The sequence below is a fragment of the Streptomyces sp. NPDC059008 genome (assembly GCF_042749045.1).
Taxonomy (GTDB): domain Bacteria; phylum Actinomycetota; class Actinomycetes; order Streptomycetales; family Streptomycetaceae; genus Streptomyces.
This window is the reverse complement of record NZ_JBHYJC010000005.1, coordinates 262,344-279,920: the sequence shown is the minus strand read 5'-3', so window position 1 is coordinate 279,920 and position 17,577 is coordinate 262,344. Positions and strand designations below refer to the sequence as shown.

Genomic DNA, 17,577 nt, shown 5'->3' with positions numbered 1-17,577 from the left:
CCAGCATCATGACCGGTCAACGCGCGAGACTGTCAGCCGTCACAAGACCCGCAGCTGCAGTACCTGGGCATGACGAGTTGAGCGAATTCCGCGAAGTGTCCGAGGCCGTACGGGAGAACTGGCTGCTGCAGCGGTGGATGTACAAGGAAGCGATCGTTGACGGACTGCGCACACCGCTGCCGGGAATTCAGCTGAGCGAGGCGACCGGAATGGTCCGGCTGACGTCCTATCCGGGGCGCCCTGAACGCCTGGACAAGGCCGTATTGATGCCGGTGGCGGCGCCGCCCGGATATGCGGCGCCGGAAAGTATGGCTTCCGCCGCGTTCTTGGCGGATCGTGGCATGAGCTCCCCTCGAGTACGGGCTCGGGACGGCCGGGAACTTTTCCATTCCGCACCCTATCCTGAACCGGTCGAGCGCAATCGGGGGCAGCAGGACAGAGCGACAGAGGAGCACACGCAATGGCACAGCGAGAGAAGCCGCGTCTGACCATCGTCGGCAGCGGGGGACAGGCTTACCGGGAGTATTCTTTCCAATTCCTTAGCATAGACTACGAGTTGACGGCAGTTCTCTCGGCGGAACCCACCTGGCAGGCTCAGTACCTGGCCGACTACCGGGTCGCCGACTGCACGGATCCCCGGGCGATCGCCGCCGCGGTGACCGAACTGACCCCGGCCGGCGGCCGCACGGGCGTCCTCACCTGGGACGAGCTGGTGCTGGAGGCGACCGCCCGGGCCGCCGAGGCGCTGGGGCTGCCGCACACCTCGGTCGCTGCGGTGACACGCTGCCGCGACAAGTACGCGACCAGGTCGCTCATGCGGGAGGCCGGGCTGCCGTCGCCGAGGTACCGGCTGACGTTCTCGGCCGACGAAGCGGCTGCCACCGCGGCGGAGTTCGGCTATCCGGTGGTGGTGAAGCCGCGCTCCCTGGCCGGCAGCATCGGTGTGGTGAAGGCCGAGGACGAGAGCGCCGTGCGCGCGGCGTTCGACCTGGCCGCGGGGGCCGCGTACGCGACGCTGCCGGCCGGTGAGGGCATCCTGGTGGAGGAGTTCCTCGACGGTCCCGAGATCAGTGTGGACAGCGTGGTCTTCGAGGGGAACGTACGGTGCGTCCACGTCGCCCAGAAGCGCGTAGGGTTCCCTCCGTACTTCGAAGAGGTGGGGCACCTGGTCACGGCCGACGTCACAGGGTCCCTGCCACCGGAGGTCGCCGAGCTGATCGAAAGCGCGCACCGCACCCTCGAGGTGGACTTCGGTGTCACGCACGCCGAGGTCAGGCTGACGGCCGACGGCCCCCGGCTGATCGAGTTGAACGCCCGGCTCGGTGGTGACCTGATCCCCCTGATCAGCCGCATGGCCACCGGGATCGACCTGGTGAAGGCTGCCGCCGAGATCGCGCTGGGACGCTCTCCCGAGCTGGGTACGGAAGGCCGGGAGCCGGGCGGCGCGGCGGAGATCCGCTTCGTCTATCCGCCGCACGACTGCATGGTCCGCGATGTCGACCTCAGCAATGTCGAGGGCCTGCCCGGCGTCGCGTACACGACCGTGCTCGCCCTGCCGGGAACGCGGCTGCTTCTACCGCCGAAGAACCCCATTCCACGGCTCGCGGCCCTGGTGGCGGTCGCCGCCGACGAGGCCGGGACCAGGCACATCCTCGATCTCGCCGAGGAGAAGGTCATCACGGACATCACTCCACTGGCGCCCTGAGACACCTGGAGCACCTGGAGCGGACGAAGCGGGCGAGCCCCTGAAGCCCTGGCAGGCCGGGGCCGGGAGCGCCGGGTGACCGGTTACGCGCCCTCGGCTCCGGCCTTGACGATCTTGGCCACGAAGAAGCCCTCGAAGGTCTCGGTCGGAGCCACCCGGACCGCGCCCGTGAGGCGCGGGTCGAACTCGGTGCCCCGCCACGACGTGACGCCGGGCAGGAACGACGGCTCGGAGAAGTCCAGCGGCTCCACGGTGAGATCCGAGTGGCGTTGCAGGCGTTGTCAAGTTGCTGGTGTGGTATCGCGGACGATTGGCTGCTCGTGTTCACCGGCCCGAAGCGGGAAGCCGAAGAGATCAAGGCCGACCAGTCCGGCGGACTGAACGCACGGTCAACAGCGATTTCTCCATCGTCGCCCAGTACCAGGCCGAATTCCGCGGGATCGCCGGTTGCTACCAACTCGCGTTCAACCTCCACCAACTCGACCGGCTGAAGCACGTGATGCAGCGCTCCCTGGTCAAGACGCTGGCACGGAAGTACCGCGTCCGCGTCCCCAGGATCTACCAGCGCTACCGGACCGTGCTAAAGACTGACCAAGGTCCCCGACGGGGACTCCAGGTCACCGTCGAGCGAGGCGAAGGACGACCGCCGTTGGTGGCGCAATGGGGCGGGGTCTCACTGAAGTGACCGTGACACTGAAGCGCAAGATCAGGATCGGCAGCCTCGACGATCACCCGACACAGGTGTGGAACAGCGGACGCAGCGAAGTCGTCAAGCGCCTGCTCGCCGCCTGCCTGGGCCCAGCTGATGGCCGCGCGCCATCGCAAGTCCCTGGTCGTCTGCCGTGTCTGCCACGAGGACATTCACTACGGCGGATGTCCCTCGCGGCAGAACTCATGAGAACTCATGAGAAGAAAAGACACTGGAGAGCCGTGGTGCTCGGAAAGCGAGCATGCCCGGTTCGGTGGGGGCCGTTGGAAAAGGTCCTGGTCACAGGCACATCGCTGGCGGCCTACCCAACGCATGCCTGGTTTGAAGCGGCGGGGACTGGAAACGAAGCATCAGCCACCGCGCCAGTCCCCGACCCTACTCAGCTTGAGAGGGCCTCGCCGATGCGGTCCGTTAGGGCGGAGACGGTGCGGGTCGGGTCCTCGGTGGCGGCGGCGAGGACGGACTGGAAGCGGCGGGCGAAGTCCTCGGCGGCTTGGCGGTCGACCGCGCCGAGGGCGTGGACGACCTCGCAGCGGTACATGCCAGGGGAGCGCATGACCTCGAACAGCAGCTCGATCTGGGCCACCGCGGGGTAGCTCAGCACGTTCTCGACCTGGATGCCGTCCAGCTGCCAGCCGTTGTCGATGTCGTTGGACGCGTAGGTGAACCCTGTCTGGTAGACCGGGTGGCGCAGGTCGCCGTACTCAAGGCCCAGGGCGTCCAGGATCTGCAGCATCGGGACGTGGCGGCGGGCATGGGCGGCAGCGGCCATGCGCTTGACGCCGTCCAGCAGGGTGGCGAACGGCTCCTCGGGGCGTACCTCGTAGCGCATGAAGGTGGCGGTCTGGAAGAAGCCGATGGCGTCGAAGTGCTGCTCCTCGCTGCGGGTGTCGGTAGGCACGAACATGGTGGTGTCGGTTGTGCCCGTCCAGTCCCACAGCACGGCGTAGTAGACCGCGAGCATCACCGAGAACGGGGTGGCCCGGTGCGCGGCGGCGGTGCGGTCGAGCGCGGCCGTGGTGTCGGCGGTCAGAGTGAAGTGCACCACGCCGGCGGTGAAGGCGTCGGGATCCTGCTGGAGGGAGACGTCCGGCAGCGGGCGCGGGGACAGCGGAGTGAGGCGCCGGGTCCAGTAGTCGAGGTCCTCCGCCGACACCTCGTCTCGCGGGGGGACCTCGTGGAGCTGGGGCGCCGGGTCCAACTCCACGTCGGGGTCGGTGTAGTACGCCTGCAGGTCCTTGATGAGGATCCCCTTGGACCGCTCGTCGATCACGATGTGGTCCACCACCAGGAAGAGCTCGTGCTCGTCCTCGGTCACGCGCACCAGGGTGCACTGGAAGACCGGGCCGTGGTCCAGCGAGAGAGAGGTGCCCTGGAGCCGGACGGCCAGGGCGTCGACCGGGCTCTCGCCGGCCGTGCCCGCCGGGAGGCTGTGCTGGTCGATCAGCCGGAAGAGGTCGGGGTGGGGTTCGGCGTGCGCGATCTGTACGGTCTGGTCGCCATGGAGCGCGAAGGTGCTGCGCAGCACCGTGTGACGGACGGCGAGCCGGCGCAGCGCGCGCTCCAGCCGGTCGGTGTCCAGCGGGCCGGTCAGCCGCAGTCGGGTCAGCACGTTGAACATGCCGTCCGCGGCCGGCCGGCGGGGGTGGATCACGAGGCGGTGCTGTGAGGCGTTGGCGGGAAAGACCCGCGCGGTGGAGAGGGCGGGAGACTGCTGCTCGGTCACGGGAGTTGCCTTTCCAGGTCCAGTGGTTCAGAGCCCGAGGGCGTGGGCCGCGCGCAGAGCCTGGACGTCCACCTCGCCCTTGTGGGTGCGGGGCAACGGGGAGTTCAACCGGACGATCTGGGTGGGGACGAGGGTGCGGGGCAGCAGGCCGGCCGCGTGGCGGCGGATCGCGGTGGCCGTGAGCTCGGCGTTCGTGACCACGTACGCCAGTGTGCCGATGGTGTCCGCGCCGCGGGTCAGCGCCGTCACGTGTGCCTCCTGGATGTCCGGGTGCTGAAGCAACTCGTGTTCGATCTCGCCAAGTTCGGTGCGCACGCCGTTGATCTGGATCTGCCGGTCGAGTCGGCCCAGGTGGAACAGCCGTCCGTCGGGGTCGAGTCGGGCCAGGTCGCCGGTACGGTAGAGACGCTCGCCGTACGGGTCGGTGACGAACCGTTCGGCCGTACGCTCCGGCTGATGGAGGTAGCCGTCGGCCAGGCCGGTCCCGCCGATCAGCAGCTCGCCCGTCTCGCCTGGAGCGACAGGTAGCAGCGAGTGGTCCGCCACCCTGACGTGCGTGCCGTCGACCGGTGTGCCGATCGGCACCTCGCCGCTGTGCTCGGAGCCGTTGCACAGGAATGTGGTCGAGTCGATGCATGTCTCGGTCGGCCCGTACTGGTTGAAGAGCAGGGTCCACGGGTACGTGGCCAGCCACGCGTCGCGGGCGGCGGCGCTCATCGCGGCTCCACCACAGAACACGTACCGCAGCTGGGCGGCCTGAGCGGCGGACAGGCGCCCGGTGACGAGGCCGAGCATCCGCGGCACGAAGTGCACTGCGGTGATGGCGTCGCGTGCCAGGCAGGCAGCCAGCGCATCCGGGTCGCCCGCCTCCTTGGGGTCGCCGACGACGACGGTCGCGCCGAAGGCGAGCGGCGCGAGCATCTCCCAGACGGAGAAGTCGAAGCCCACGTTGGCGTGCCACAGCACCCGGTCGCCGTGGCCGAGCGGGTACACGCCCTGACCCCAGCGGAAACGCCTGACCAGTGCGCGATGCGGTACGACCACGCCCTTGGGTCTCCCGGTGGTCCCCGAGGTGTGCATCACGTAGACGGTGTCGCCGCCGCCGATGTCGGGCCGTACGGCCGGGGCGAGCTCGGTCCAACGGTCCGTGTCGGCGGGCGTGACGACGGGCAGCCCGGCCGGTCCGAGCTGAGCGGCGGCGGAGTCGGTGTCGGTGATCAGCAGGGTCGGCCGGCTCTGCGTCAGCAGCTCCCTGATCCGCGGTGCGGGCAGCTGCGGGTCGCTGGGCTGGTAGGCGGCGCCGACGCTGATGATGCCCAGGGCCGCGGCGATGTGGGCGGCCGAACGCTCCATGAGCACGGCCACCCGGTGGCCGACACCGACCCCATGTGCGGTCAGCAGCGCCGCCCACCGCTCGGCGTCCTGCTGCAGCTGACGTGCCGTCAGTAGCCGTTGGCCGTCGATGACGGCGACGGCCTGCGGCGCGGCGTCCAGACCGGCGAGGACCAGTTGGCCGGTACTCGTCGAGTGGCTCCCGACGGACGCGGGAGTGCCCGTGCTACCGGTAAGCACGGCGCTGGAGTTCGAAGAGGCGGGCGTAGTCGTCACCATTGGCGAGCAGCTCCTGGTGGGGGCCGAACTCGTGCACCTTGCCGTGCTTGAGGAAGACGACGAGGTCGGCGTGGTTCAGCGTGGACAGCCGGTGCGTCACGATCACCGCGACGGCGCCAGTGGATCGGGTGAGGGTGCGTGCCGCCAGCAAGTAGCGGTCGAGCAGCTCTTGCTCGGCGGCCGCGTCGATCGCCGAGGTGGGCTCGTCGAAGAGCAGCAGCAGCGGGGTCTCCCGCATCGCCGAGCGGGCCAGCGCGGTCTTCTGCCACTGGCCGCCGGAGAGCTTGACGCCGTCCGGGAAAGAGGCTCCCAGGGGAGTGTCCAGGCCGAGCGGCAGACGTTCCGCCAGGTCACCGGCGGCGGCCTTGTCCAGTGCCCCGATCAGCGCGTCGGGATCGTCCGCGCGTGACAGGTCGCCGACGCCGACCACGGAGCGCAGGGTGAACTCCAGGCGGGCGAAGTCCTGGAAGGCGGCGGTGACGCGTGCCCGCCAGGCCTCCGCAGCGACGGCCGTCAGATCGACGTCGTCGGCCAGGAGCTCGCCGGAGGTCGGTCGGTAGAACCCGGCGAGCAGCTTGACCAGCGTGGACTTGCCCGCGCCGTTCTCGCCGACGAGCGCGACCACGGAGCCGGCGGGCAGCCGCAGGTCCACCGCGTCCAGCACGGGGGTGCCGGACGTGCCCGGATAGCGGAAGGTGACGTCGCGCAGCGCGATGCCGTCGGTGAGCCGCTCCGGCGGTCGCGCCCCGGTGCCGGCGGCCCGCTCGGCCGCGCTGAAGCGCTCCAGCCAGTCGTACAACGCGCCTGCCCGGGCCATCCGCAGCAGCGCCTTGGTGAACCGCACCAGCAAGTCGATCTGCAGGTTCATCCCGGTGATCAGCAGCAGTGCCAGCACCACCTGTCCGACGCTCGCCGTGCCGTCCTGGTAGGCACCCACCACGAGCAGCAGCGCGGTCAGGTAGCCCGCGCTGAACACCACCCAGCCGAGCGTCGTCAGCCACAGTCCCCGCCAGTTCGCCGCGGCGAGCGTGGCCCGGGCCCGATCGGCGCTCTCGGCGTGCCGTGCCTCGATGGTCGCGGCGAGACCGAAGACCCGCAGCTCCATCGCGGCGTCGGGGGAGCTGGACAGCTGGAACAGGTCCCGGGTACGGCGCAGGTCGGCCGCCGCCTCGGTCAGCGCGGTCTGGCGCAGCCGTTCGGCGTGCCGTCCGGCAGCGAGCGAGAGCAGCGTCGCGAGCGGCAGGAGCAGCAGCCACGGGCTGATCAGGGCCAGCAGCACCACGGTGGCGAGGGTCCGGACCAGGACCCCGACCTCCAAGCCGACCACATCCGCACCTTCGGACAGGTGCTGGCGTTCCTGGCGCAGGTGCTCCAGCCGGTCCAGATAGGCCGGGTTCTCGTAATGGCTCAGCCCCGGGATCCGGTTCGCCAGTGACTGCATGCGCAGGTCCACGTGGTGTGCGGTGTTCTCGATCATCAGGGCACTGACGTTGAGCGACAGCCGCATGACCAGCACCGTCAGCCCCATGGTCAGGGCGCTGGCGAGGGCGTACCCCCATGCGGAGGAGGTGTCGCCGCGGCCCGCGGCGTCCACCAGCAGGCCCAGCCAGACCACGGCCAGGACCTGACCGATCGGGCGTAGGGCGAACATCAGCAAGGTGGCGGTGGCGTGGCGGCGGTCGGCGACGAAGGAGAGCCGTAGCACGGTGCGCAGGCCACGCATGTCGGACAGCTCGCCCCCGGCGGTCCCGGCGGTGCCCGGCAGTGGCTTACTCGACATGGAACCGCTTCGCCTGCAGGGTGAACATCTGGGCGTAGACCCCTTCCTGGCACATGAGTTCGTCGTGACTGCCGTCCTCGGTGATCCGGCCGCCGTCCAGGGTGATGATCCGGTCCGCGTGCCGCACGGTCGCGAAGCGGTGCGAGATCAGCAGGGTCATGGAGGCGCCGCTGCGCTCCATCACCTCGTCGTAGAACCGGGCCTCGGCTCGGGCGTCCAGGGCCGACGTGGGCTCGTCGAGCACCAGACAGGGCGCACCGGCCCGCACCGCGTGCAGCGCGCGGGCGACCGCGACCCGCTGCCACTGGCCGCCGGACAAGTCGTCACCGTCCGGGTAGCGGCGGGAGAGCACGGTGTCGAAGCCGTGCGGCAGCCGCTGCGCCAGCGTGTCGGCGCCGGCCGCGCGGGCCGACTCCTCGATCCGCTCGCGGTCGGCCGGCTGCTGCGGGGCGCCGAAGGCGATGTTCTCCGCGAAGGAGACCGGATAGCGGTTGAAGTGCTGGAACACCACCGCGAAGTGCCGCTGCCAGGCGGCGGGTTCGAGGGCGGCGAGGTCGCGCCCGCCGACCGTGATCCGTCCCTCGGTCGGGCGCTGCAGGCCGCACAGCAGCTTGACCAGTGTGGTCTTGCCGGCGCCGTTGAACCCGACCACCGCGAGCGTCTCGCCGGGGCGGATCTCCAGGTCGAGCCCGCGCAGTGCCCAATGGGAACTGCCGGGATAGCGGAAGCCGACGTTCTCGAAGACGATCGGCGGCAACGGAGCCGCGACGCGCTCGCCGCCGACGGGCGGGGCGTGCCCGTCCAGTTCGGCGACCACCGACAGGGCGGCCGGGATGGCGAGCGCGCCCTCACGGAGATAGACCAGGTCCATGGTGAGTGCGATCACCGACACCAGGCCGGACGCGGCGGTGGTGAAGGCGATGAACTGGCTGAACCCGATGGACCCGTCGGCGGCGGCCGTGGTGAGCTGGTAGAAGAGCACGGTGTGCGCGGCGACCACGGCGGCGCAGGCGGCGAGGATCCGCAGTACGGCCGGGCTGAGCCGGGCTCCGGCGACCCCGGGCCGCCAGGCGGAGGCGAACTGCCGTTCCAGCCAGTCGGCCAGGTTGAAGACGCGGATCTCTTTGGCCGCCTCACCCGTCAGCGCGAGATCGCGGATGTAGCCGGACCGGCGCAGCCGCTCCGACTCGGTGTAGACGGCGCCCTGCTGGTCGCGGTACTCGGCGGCCAGAGCAAGGGTGAGGGCGAAGTACGCGAGAGTGACCAGGGTCCCGAGCAGCGGGTCGAACCAGAGCAGCACGATGCCGCAGGCCAGGGCCTGAAGGCGCATCACCGAGAGGTTCGCCAGGGCGGTGACGGCGACATGCACCTCGACCTGGTTGGTGCCGATGCCGCGGGCCACCGCGATGCGGTCCAGCAGCTCTCGGTCCTCCAGCGGCGCGACGGTGGCCGGCCGCAGCATCGCCGCCATCATCTTCTGGCGCAGCGAGTCACCGATCCGGCGGCCCAGGTCCTCGGCCAGGATGTTGATCACCAGGGCGGTGAGCTGGAGGCAGAAGAACATGGCGGCCAGCGCGACCGCCGTGACGGTGATGGCCTGGCCGATCGCGACGCCCTGGTGTCCCTGCCGGATCAGCCCGACCAGGTGGCCGTTGGCGATCGCGATCAGGATAGGCAGGGCCCCGCTCGTGGCGACCGCCGCGCCGAGGGTGACGGTGCGTCGGGCGTCGGCGCCGATCGCGGCCCGCAGCAGGACCAGGACGGGGGCGGTCCGGGCGCCTCGCTCAGTGCTTTGCATTACCTGCCTTCAGCAGTAGCGGGGCGGGCCCCACCGGTCCTCGGGGAAACGGCAACGGGTGAGTTGATCTTCTCGTCAGGCATGATTTCTATCAGCGTCGATGGGAAGCAGTCAATGAATGTCAGGGGGTTCTGAGTGGTCCTGGCCGGAGGGGGATCTGGAGGGGATAGGAGTGTGGTCTAGAAGATCTTGACCACTGAAACAAGGTGACTTAGCCTCAAGTTGCTCGTGGTCCAGCACCTTCCCCGAGCGATATAGGTGGAGCGCCGGGGAGGTCGCGAGGGCCTTTTAAGTCACATTCGGCAGGCCGCCGTATTGCGAATACAAGAGCGGCCCCGATGATTTCCGGCCATGCCGAACCATTCATTGTCCAAGAGTGCCCTGCTTCCCATTGGAATTCTGTGAGCGCGATGAAACCCGATGGTACGGCGGTACCGATTGCCGTGATCGGCGCCGCCTGCCGGCTGCCCGGCGGCATCGAGAGCCTCGACGCCCTCTGGCGCGCCCTGCGCGATGGCGTGGATGCCGTGACCGACCTGCCTGACGCCCCCTGGCACCGGGAGACCGCGGCCCTGCTCGGAGCCGACCACGCCCAGCCGTCCCTGCCCGTGCGCGGGGCCTTCCTCGGCGACGTCTACGGGTTCGACGCCGGCTTCTTCGGTATCTCCCCCAAAGAAGCGGCCAGCATGGACCCGCAGCAGCGCATCCTGCTGGAGACCTGCTGGCGGGCTCTGGAGCACGCCAACCTCGCGGCCGACGCACTCGCCCGCAGCGCGACCGGCGTCTTCATCGGCATCGGCGGCGATGACTACGCCCAGCTCGCCACCGCACCCGCGCGGTTCGACCAGCTCGACGCCTATTCCCTGCTCGGCGTCAACCGCGCCATGGCGGCCGGCCGGATCGCCTACCTGCTGCGGTCCCACGGTCCCGCCCTCACGCTGGACACCACCTGTTCCTCCTCGCTGGTCGCCGTCCACACGGCCGCGCAGTCGCTGCGTTCGGGCGAGAGCGAGGTGGCACTGGCGGCCGGCATCCACCTGGTCCGTACACCGTGGAACATCGCCACCCGCGGCCTGACCAACGCACTGTCACCGACCGGGGTATGCCGCGCCTTCGATGCCGAGGCCGACGGGTTCGTGCTCGGCGAGGGCGCCGGCGCGGTCGTACTCAAGCGCCTTGAGGACGCGCAGCGCGACGGCGACCCGATCCTCGGCGTGCTGCGTGGCTCGGCGGTCAACCACGACGGGCCGAGCAGCGGGCTCACCGCCCCCAACGGCCGGGCCCAGCAAGAGGTCATCCGCAGCGCCCTGCGGATGGGGCGGCTCGCCCCGGCCGAAGTCGGCTACGTGGAGGCGCACGGCACCGGGACCTCTCTGGGAGACCCGATCGAGGCCGAGGCCCTCACGGCGGCCTACGGCGAGGGCCGGCCGGCCGACCAGCCGCTGGTGATCGGCTCGGTGAAGACCAACTTCGGCCACCTGGAGGCCGCCGCCGGCATCCTCTCGCTGCTCAAGGCCCTGCTGGTGGTGGAGCGCGGTGAGATCCCCGCGACGCTGCACCACCGCACACCCAACCCGCACATCGACTGGGAGCGGAGCAGCCTGCGGGTGCAGACGGCGCACGGCCGCTGGGCGGCCGGACCCGGCCCGCGCGCCGCCGGTGTGAGCGCCTTCGGGCTGAGCGGCACCAACTGCCACGTGGTGGTCACCGAACCCCCGGTACGACCGGAGGTCACACCGGCGCCGCATGGACCCGGCCTGGTGCTGCTCTCGGCGAAGGACGAGGAGGCGCTGCGCACGACGGCGCTGGAGTGTGCGCAGGCGTGGCAGGAGACGGACGCGCCGTTCGACGAGGTGTGCGCCGCCCTGGCCGTGGGCCGGTCGGCATTCCGCACCCGGCTCGCCTTTGTCGCACCCGACGCCGGCGCCGCCCGCGAGCTGTTGCTTCAGTACGGGAACACCGGCGCGGCCCCCGGCGTGCGCGTCGGCGAGCTGGGCGCGCGCCCGGCACAGGCCCCGGTGGTGGTGCTCCTGCCCGAAAGCGGCCCAACTGGCCTGCCGACGCGGACCTACCGCGAGGTCGAGGTGTTCCGACAGGCCGTCGACGCGGTGGCCGAGGCGGCGGGCGTGGAACCCGGGGCCCTCCTCGGCGGCAAGGCGAGCGACTTGGCGGCCTTCGCGAGCCGGTACGCGGCCGGCCAGATGTGGCGGGCCTGGGGCCTGACGCCCGACGTGCTGATCGCCGAGCCCGGCACCGCCACCGTGGCGCGCTGTCTGGCAGGCGAACTCTCGTTGCCCCAAGCCGTGTCGGTGGTCACGGGAGGTACGGGCGGGGGCGGTCCGGCCGGGCAGCCGACTCCCGCTTCGGCCGACATCGTGATCGCCCGGGGCGGCGACGGCTCGCACCCGGTTCTGCGCGAGGCAGCGGCGCTCGCGGCACGGACCCCTTGCGTCCTGCTGCAGGCCGGCGGCGAAGCCGGACTGGCCGGGCGCGCCCTCGCGTCGACCGCTCCCGGAACGGCGGTGGCGACGGCACTGACCGGCGTCGAGGACAGCTCGCGGGCCGGTGTGCTGGCCGGGCTCGGCGAGCTGTTCGTCCACGGGCGGGCCGTCGAGTGGCGGCGCGTGCTGCCCGGGGTGCGCTCGGCCAGGCTCCCCGGCCACCCGTTCCGGCGCAACCGGCTGTGGCTGTCCGGTATCCCGGACCCGCAGCTCGTACCCAGCACAGCACACGCGGACGATCAACCTGACGAAGAATGGGATGGCGGCATGGCCGACGTTGGAGCGTTCCTGCGCAGTGAACTCGCGCACATGCTGGGCATGGCCGAAGCGGAGGTGTCCGAGCGGGCGCCGCTGCTGGAGCTCGGCGCGGACTCGCTGGTCTTCGCACGGATCGTGCAGCGGATCGCGGACCGGTTCGACGTCGCGCTGACGGTGCGTGAGCTCTTCGAGGACCTGCTGACCATCGAAGAGATCGCCCGTCATGTCGCGGGCGCGATCGGCGCGTCGGCCGAGAGCGTGCCAGAGCCCGAGAACGCGCCCGCGCCGACTGCCGTACCGTCCCCGACCGCCGTCCCGGCTTCGGCTCCGGCTCCCGTTCGGGCCTCGGTCGCCACCCCTGCCCCGACTCCGGTCCACGCACCCGCTCCTGTTCCGGTCTCCGCCCCTGCGCCAGTCGCCGCGTCCACGGCGCCCGGTCCCGTCGGCGACGCCTTAGAGGCACTACAGGCGCAGGTCAGAACGCTGACCGCCGAGCTCACCGAGCTGCGTGCCCGAACTGCCCCAGCCACGACCCCCGTTCCCGGGCAACGTGCCGCAGAGCCCGCGGCCGCAGCGCCCGCCCTCGCGCCGGCCGCCCGCCGTGAGGCGTACCTCTCCGACGTCATCACCCGCTACCAGGCCCGCACCGCCGCCTCCCGCGAGTACGCGCTGCGCAACCAAGACCGCCTGGCCAACAACCGGCGTTACGCCCCGGCGACCCGCCCGGAGGTACGCGCGATCCGCTACCCGCTGTGCGGCGACCGGTCGGCCGGCTCCCGCTTCTGGGACGCCGACGGGCACGAGTACATAGACCTCTCCATGGGCTTCGGTGCCCACCTGCTCGGTCACAGCCCCGAGCCGGTGGTCGCGGCTCTGGCCGAGCAGATGCGCCAGGGCATGCAACTGGGCAGCGCCAGCCGACTGGCCGGCGAGGTGGCCGGGCTCGTCAGCGAGCTGACCGGTGCCGAGCGGATGCTGTTCTGCGCCTCCGGCACCGAGGCCGTGATGACCGCGATCCGCCTGGCCCGCGCCGCCACCGGCCGGTCCAAGATCGTACTGTTCGCCAAGGCCTACCACGGCCACTTCGACGGGACCCTGGTCTCACCCCGACTCGACCACCCGGCCAGTGGCGCGGACCCGATGGTCGTCGGTACCCCGCAGGCGATGGTGGACGACGTCATCGTGCTGCCGCTGGACCGGGAGAGCTCGCTGACCACCATCGCCGAGCTGGCCGACGAGCTCGCGGCCGTCGTGGTCGAGCCGGTGCAGAACGGCAACCCGGGCCTGCACCCGGTGGACTTCCTGCGCCGACTGCGCGCGCTCACCCGCGAGGAGGGTATCGCGCTGGTCTTCGACGAGGTCCTCACCGGCTTCCGGGTCGGGCCCGGCGGCTGCCAGGAGCTGTTCGACATCCGGGCGGACCTGGTGACCTACGGCAAGACGCTGGCGGCCGGCCTGCCGATGGCCGCCGTCGCGGGCCGCCGCGACTTCCTCGACCTGGTCGACGGCGGGTCCTGGGTGGGCGAGTGGCGGATCCCGGGCGAGACCGCACTTACCTTCACCGCCGGCACATACGCCAACCACCCGCTCGCCCTGGCGGCCTCCCGCGCGGTGCTCGGGCACCTGCGGGAGAACGGACCGCAGCTGTACAAGGAGCTCAACGAGCGCTCCGACGCGATGACCGAACGGCTGAACGCAGGCTTCGCCGAGCTGGGTGTGCCGCTCGGTGCGGCCAACACGGGCTCCTTCTTCCGGTTCGCGCAGAACGCCAACTTCAGCTTCGTCCACCAGCCGGTGGAGATGGACCTGTTCCGCGCCAACCTGGCGCTGCGCGGCGTGTACGTCGCCGAGACCGGAGCCTCGTTCCTGTCCACGGCGCACACCGACGAGGACGCCGACCAGGTGGTGCACGCCGCCCTGGACGCGGCCGCCGAGATGAGGGAGGCCGGCCTGTGGCAGCGCGCCGACGGATCGTCCGGTCCGGCGCCGGCGGTCCGTGAGCCCGAGGCCGCGCCCCGGCGCCCGGAACCACCGTCAGCGCCGGTCGCACCGGTGCTGACGGTACGTGAACCCGAACGCCCGCAGGCCCCGGCCGTCCCGGCCGCGCGCCGCGCCCCGCAGCTGAGCCTGTCCTACTTCGGCGACAGCGACATGATCGACATCGACGCGCACTACCAGCTGCTGATGGACGGCGCCGACTTCGCCGACCAGCACGGTTTCGACGCGATCTGGCTGCCCGAGCGGCACTTCCACCCCTTCGGCGGCCTGTCGCCCAACCCCGCCGTGCTCGCCGCGACGCTTGCCCAGCGCACCAGCCGGGTCAAGCTGCGCGCAGGCAGCGTGGTGGGTCCGCTGCACCACCCGGCCAGGATCGCCGAGGAGTGGGCCGTGGTGGACCGGCTCTCCCAAGGGCGGGTCGGCATCGCCGTCGCCTCCGGCTGGAACGACCGCGACTTCGTACTGGCGCCCGGCTCCTTCACCGACCGCCGCGAGGTCACCATGAAGCGGATCGACCAGGTCCGTCGGCTGTGGCGCGGCGAGGAACTGGAGTTCCGCGCGGGCGAAGGGACCCAAAAGGTCCTCACCTATCCGCGTCCCGTACAGCCCGAACTTCCGCTGTGGCTCACCACGTTGGGAAGCTCCGAGGCGTTCGGCGCGGCCGGTGAGGCGGGCCTGGGGGTGCTGACCAACCTGCTCACTCAGGACGTCGCCGAGCTCAAGACCAAGATCGCCGCCTACCGGGAGGCCCGGGCCCGGGCCGGCCACGACGCGGGCCGGATCACGGTCCTCGTGCACACCCTGGTCGGCGAGGACGAGGAGAAGGTGCGGGCCGCGGCCGCCGACCCGCTGGCGCGCTACCTGGCCGCGGCGCTCGACCTGACCAACCGGATGTCGCCCGCCGAGCGGCGGATCGACCCGGATCGGCTGGCCGAGTCCGACCGCGAGTTCCTGATCCGCTCGGCCCAGGACAAGTACCTGCGTCATCGCTCGCTGATCGGCGGCATCGACGGCTGCCGGGCGACCGTGGACGAGCTCGCCGACGCCGGGGTGGACGAGATCGCCTGCTTCGTGGACTTCGGCGTGCAGCCGGACCTGGCGCGCGAAGGATTCGAGGCGCTCGACCGGCTGCGCCGGACGGTGGCCGACGCCCCTGCCCGCGACGCGGGCCCGACCCGCCCGGCGGTCGTCCTCACCCAGCCCGAGCGCCCGGCCGCACCGCAGAGCGGTCCGCCGCAGTCCGCCGCGCTGCCCAGCACCCCCAACCAGCGCCTGGTCTGGGCCGCCGCACAGTTCGGCGCCGAGACCAACAGCGCGTACAACCTGCGCCGACTGCTCAGCCTGAGCGGAGAGTTGGACACCCGGGCGGTGCGCGCCGCGTTCCGGACGCTGGTGGACCGACACGAGGCGCTGCGGGTGGCCTTCAGCGACGACGGCGCCACCCAAACCGTACGGACGGATGTGGACACTGATCTCGAGCTGGTCGACCTGTCCGGTCTGGACGAGGCCGCGCGCGACCGCGAGGTCACGGCGCTGCTGGAGGAGGAGGCCGCCCGCCCGTTCGACCTGGCCCGTGGACCGCTGCTGCGTGGCACGCTCCTCACCGTGGGGCCCCGCGAGCACCTGCTCTGCCTGACCGCGCACCATGTGGCCGTCGACGGCAGCGCGGAGAACGTGCTGCTGGACGAACTGGGCCGGCTCTACGCTCACGAGATCGGCGTCGGCGAGCCGCTCGCCCCGGCCCCCCGGCTCGCCGACTACCTGCTCGGGCCCGACGGTCGGCCCGCCACCGAGGCCGACCTGGCGTACTGGCGCGGCATCTTCGACCCGCTGCCCGAGCCGCTCGCCCTGCCCGGCCGAGGCCGCACCGTCGGCAAGCGGGTGACCGGGCACGCGGGTGCCCGGCTGAACGTCGACTTCGACCAGGACCTGCTGCGCCGGGTGCAGAAGTTCGGCTCCCAGCACGGAGCCAGCCCCTTCATGGTGGTGCTGGCCGCCTACACGGCGCTGCTGCACGAGATAGCCGGCCAGGATGACGTGGTGGTCGGCGTGCCCACCGCGCGCCGCCCTGCCGAGGGCCCGGGCAAGGACCTGGTCGCCTACTGCGCCAACGTGCTGCCCATCCGTTCGCTCCGCGACCCGGCGGAGGACTTCCCCGCACACCTGCGCCGGATCCGCAGCGTCCTGCTCGACGCCTTCGACCACGAGGCCTGCACGCTGGCCGAGATCATGCGTGACCTGCCGAAGCCCGCGACGTGGGGCCAGCCGGCGATCCTCTCGGCCGTGTTCAGCTGGGACAAGCCGCACCTGCCGGAGCTGGCCGGGCTCACGGTGCGACACCTGGAGAGCGGGGCCCCCGCGGTCCGGTTCGACCTGGGGCTGAACATCACACACTTCGACAGCGGCCACCGGATCTCCTGGGACTACAACACCGAGGCGGTCAGTGAGGACGAGGTCCGGGCACTGAACGACCGGTTCGACGTGCTGCTGCGCGCCGCTGTGGGCGCGCCCGCGGCCGAGGCCGAGCGTGCCACGGACCTGGTGGCGCGGCACGCCGAGCGGCGGCCGCAGGCCGTGCCGGTGTGCGGCGAGACGGTTCCGCTGACGCTCGCCATGGCGGTCGAGCGGGCCCGACGGCTGGCGGCACGGCTGGTCGAGGCCGGGGTCGGCGTCGGCGATCCGGTCGGGCTCGCGGTGGAACCGGGGTCCGCGCTGCTGGTGGGACTGCTCGGCATCCTGTGGTCCGGCGGCTGCTGGGTCCCGCTGGGCTCCGACGGCGCCGCGACGGCCGGGCGGCCGACCGTGGCCGTCGCCGACCGGGGGCGGGTGCCGGGTCTCGACGGCGTAGCCCTGGTGGAGGTCCACGCCTGGGACGCCGGGCCGGTGCCCGAGCTGCCGGTGCTCGACGATCATGCCGTGGCACTGCGACTGGGGCCTGACCTTTCGGTGACGCACCGTCAGCTGGCGGGTGCGGTCGCCGCGTCGATCGCCTCGCACGGCGACGCAGCCGAGGACGGGCAGCTGCTTCCGCGCGGCATGGCGGACTTGGGGGACTGGACGGCCCTGCTCGCCGCGGCGGCCGGCGGCCGCGCCGTGCGGTGGGACGAACGGGTTCCGTCGGAGCGTGAGAGTGCCCGCGCGTACCCGTCGCCGACTCCGCGCACCGATGAGTCGACTCCGCGATCCGGCACGTCGGATCAGGCTGCCGCTGCCCCCACCACGCGGGACCCCGGCATCGTCCCGGAGCTGATCGCGATCTGGTCCCAGGTCCTGGGCCGGACCGGACTCACCGCCGAGTCGGACTTCTTCGAGGAGGGCGGCGACTCCATCGCCGCGGTCCAGATCCTGGCGAAGATCCGCACCCGGTTCGCGGTCGACCTCCCCGTGGACGTCTTCTTCGACGCGCCCACCGTCAGCGACCTGGCTCGCTCGGTGCGGTCCCACTGACCAAGGGCGGGCCGCCCGCCGCCACCGCACGTCCCGCCGAACAG

At 71.5% G+C, this 17,577-nt stretch carries 10 protein-coding genes; 5 read left to right on the top strand and 5 right to left on the bottom strand.

Features of this window, described 5'->3' with window-relative positions; translation table 11 throughout:
• The first annotated feature begins 77 nt into the window (after positions 1 to 77).
• Entirely contained in the window at positions 78 to 488 is a 411-nt protein-coding gene (locus tag ACFWZH_RS10290; RefSeq protein WP_384427712.1) for a hypothetical protein, read from the top strand.
• Between the two features lie 68 nt (positions 489 to 556).
• Positions 557 to 1,705 (top strand): acetyl-CoA carboxylase biotin carboxylase subunit family protein, encoded by a 1,149-nt coding sequence (locus tag ACFWZH_RS10285; protein ID WP_384427710.1) that lies wholly within the window; start codon positions 557 to 559, stop codon positions 1,703 to 1,705.
• A gap of 83 nt (positions 1,706 to 1,788) precedes the next feature.
• Here ACFWZH_RS10285 and ACFWZH_RS10280 read toward each other — a convergent pair whose 3' ends face one another.
• Positions 1,789 to 1,956, bottom strand: coding sequence for a hypothetical protein (locus ACFWZH_RS10280; protein ID WP_384427708.1), 168 nt, complete (start codon positions 1,954 to 1,956; stop codon positions 1,789 to 1,791).
• 41 nt (positions 1,957 to 1,997) lie between these two features.
• On the opposite strand from ACFWZH_RS10280, the gene ACFWZH_RS10275 reads away from it, so the two are divergent.
• Together ACFWZH_RS10275 and ACFWZH_RS10270 are read left to right on the top strand one after the other, a co-directional pair.
• Positions 1,998 to 2,390, top strand: coding sequence for a group II intron reverse transcriptase/maturase (locus ACFWZH_RS10275; protein WP_384427754.1), 393 nt, complete (start codon positions 1,998 to 2,000; stop codon positions 2,388 to 2,390).
• A 42-nt stretch (positions 2,391 to 2,432) separates the two neighbouring features.
• Positions 2,433 to 2,603, top strand: a complete 171-nt coding sequence (locus ACFWZH_RS10270; RefSeq protein ID WP_384427752.1) for a hypothetical protein — start codon at positions 2,433 to 2,435, stop codon at positions 2,601 to 2,603.
• Positions 2,604 to 2,793: 190 nt separating this feature from the next.
• Here ACFWZH_RS10270 and ACFWZH_RS10265 read toward each other — a convergent pair whose 3' ends face one another.
• Genes ACFWZH_RS10265 through ACFWZH_RS10250 form a run of 4 tightly spaced genes read right to left on the bottom strand, consistent with a single transcriptional unit; the run spans position 2,794 to position 9,329 of the window.
• Positions 2,794 to 4,140 carry a condensation domain-containing protein gene (locus ACFWZH_RS10265; protein WP_384427707.1) on the bottom strand — a complete coding sequence of 449 codons (1,347 nt, stop codon included), beginning with the start codon at positions 4,138 to 4,140 and terminating at the stop codon, positions 2,794 to 2,796.
• 27 nt (positions 4,141 to 4,167) lie between these two features.
• A complete protein-coding gene (locus ACFWZH_RS10260; RefSeq protein ID WP_384427705.1) occupies positions 4,168 to 5,712 on the bottom strand; it encodes an amino acid adenylation domain-containing protein in 1,545 nt (514 codons plus the stop codon).
• The gene (locus tag ACFWZH_RS10255; RefSeq protein WP_384427703.1) at positions 5,699 to 7,531 is read right to left on the bottom strand and encodes an ABC transporter ATP-binding protein; all 1,833 of its coding nucleotides are present in this window, start codon (positions 7,529 to 7,531) and stop codon (positions 5,699 to 5,701) included. The genes ACFWZH_RS10260 and ACFWZH_RS10255 overlap by 14 nt, the downstream gene beginning before the upstream one ends.
• Positions 7,521 to 9,329, bottom strand: a complete 1,809-nt coding sequence (locus tag ACFWZH_RS10250; protein ID WP_384427701.1) for an ABC transporter ATP-binding protein — start codon at positions 9,327 to 9,329, stop codon at positions 7,521 to 7,523. The genes ACFWZH_RS10255 and ACFWZH_RS10250 overlap by 11 nt, the downstream gene beginning before the upstream one ends.
• Before the next feature lie 410 nt (positions 9,330 to 9,739).
• On the opposite strand from ACFWZH_RS10250, the gene ACFWZH_RS10245 reads away from it, so the two are divergent.
• Positions 9,740 to 17,533 carry a MupA/Atu3671 family FMN-dependent luciferase-like monooxygenase gene (locus ACFWZH_RS10245; protein ID WP_384427699.1) on the top strand — a complete coding sequence of 2,598 codons (7,794 nt, stop codon included), beginning with the start codon at positions 9,740 to 9,742 and terminating at the stop codon, positions 17,531 to 17,533.
• The last annotated feature ends 44 nt before the right edge of the window (positions 17,534 to 17,577 follow it).